This is a genomic window from Candidatus Nitrosotalea sp. FS (assembly GCF_011319475.1).
GTDB lineage: Archaea > Thermoproteota > Nitrososphaeria > Nitrososphaerales > Nitrosopumilaceae > Nitrosotalea.
Genome location: NZ_RCMC01000303.1, coordinates 1 through 1,609 on the forward strand (window position 1 = coordinate 1; position 1,609 = coordinate 1,609).

Below are 1,609 nucleotides of genomic sequence, written 5' to 3' on the forward strand. Positions count from 1 at the left end.
GGTGGAGACACTTGTACTTATAATGTAACACAACCACTTCAGAACGGATACTTACAATCTGTATCGCCTCCAATACCATTAAAAATTGCGGTTGTAACTCTTTCCAGCACTACATATGCTCAAAGTGCAGGAGTGATAACAGTAGATTATACTAGTTTTAAATGGGCTCAATCCGGTAGTACTATATGGTATAATGATTGGCAATTTCCTACTAGTGCTAATACAGCTTTTCAAGTAACATTCGCAAACAACAATCAAACTGCTGGAGGCTATAGTTTGTTTCTGTCGAAAAATTCGCAGCTTATCATGACTCCAACAGGAGGCAATACCGGAGGCGCTGTCCACCAACCCTATGTTTTCTATATCGTAAAATCAGCTACAGCTAATCCTTATGGAATGACATCATATAGTCCTGATTATGTAACAGGTTTGGCAAATCAAGGTGGCACTGGTACCCTATACTTTGGTGCGGGTCTTGCAGGAGGAAGTACAAATTCTTGTGGTAATGGTGGGTGTACTAACAACCTAGCTACAGGACAGTATTATGGCATGTTAATCTTGTATGGAAAATTTTCCAATGATGGTGGGAATACAGGCGGTACATATGCCCAAACCATTCCATTCTTTGCAGTCATAGTTAGCTAGTAAAAGGATTCACTTTGATTAATTCGGAGAGTCAGACATAAGTGGATAAAACAACAAGTGTTGTAATTTACAATTACATACATACCTTATTTATACAAAAACCCGAATTTTTTGTACATGTCTGCATCGGATAATACCAACCCAGACGACCTAGCATCAGCAGTAAAGGCAATGGATGACCTAGTAGAAGAGGCAATTCAGATATACGAATTAGACAAGGAAAAAACCAACATCACAGACGAGTTGTACAACTCGTTAAAAGTAATAACAAATTATCTAGGATTTTCTATTGATGTAAACCCACAACTTGTAAACTTGCCACAAGATACAAGATTAATACTAATGCCATCTCTTGACNCAGCTAAACTTGGACGAGATATCAAACATACTAAAATTTGTCATTCCAAACATCATAAACATGGCAAGATCAGACAGACTCCTAAAGAGCCAAAAGGTTTCATTTGTACGCGAAGCCACAAAGAGATTAAAACGGTTACCAGGCTCTAACGTAGAAGACATGGTTGTGACAGATACAGCATTACAGGTGGATGGAATCTAAAAAATGAAAGAAGACGATGTCATGTATTTTCATACGATTTCAGAACTCCAATCATCAGTAGAAAATGACTTGAATACACTAAAGAAAAAATCCGGAGAATATTCAGAAGCGATAGGGGAAAAGCTACGCTCTGGAAATACAGCAAGCGATTCTGCAGAAATGGTAGAATTGAAAGAAAAACTTGAAGGTCCAGTAGATCCAAAAAAGAAAAAACCGGTAAAGAAGAAAGACCAGAAGACAAATTGGTATGACTTGGGCCATATTGCAGTATACGATGGAATTGGAACAAAAGGAGAACTAGAGATTTATTTCAAAGCATTAGAAGAGCTAAAATCAAAGATAGAAAGACTAGAGAAGATCAAAGAAGCAATAGACGACTTGATTTCAAAAGGAGTTAAAAGAGAA

General features: G+C 37.4%; 2 protein-coding genes and 1 pseudogene. All 3 read left to right on the plus strand.

The window, feature by feature from the left end; translation table 11 throughout:
* Positions 1 to 645, plus strand: a 645-nt coding sequence (locus DYY66_RS12285) for a hypothetical protein (RefSeq protein WP_166289915.1), incomplete at its 5' end; no start/stop codon positions are given.
* Positions 646 to 762: 117 nt separating this feature from the next.
* Positions 763 to 1,002, plus strand: a pseudogene (locus tag DYY66_RS13390) (hypothetical protein); the annotation flags it as partial.
* Between the two features lie 205 nt (positions 1,003 to 1,207).
* On the plus strand, positions 1,208 to 1,609 hold a 402-nt coding region (locus DYY66_RS12295; protein ID WP_166289921.1), incomplete at its 3' end, for a hypothetical protein.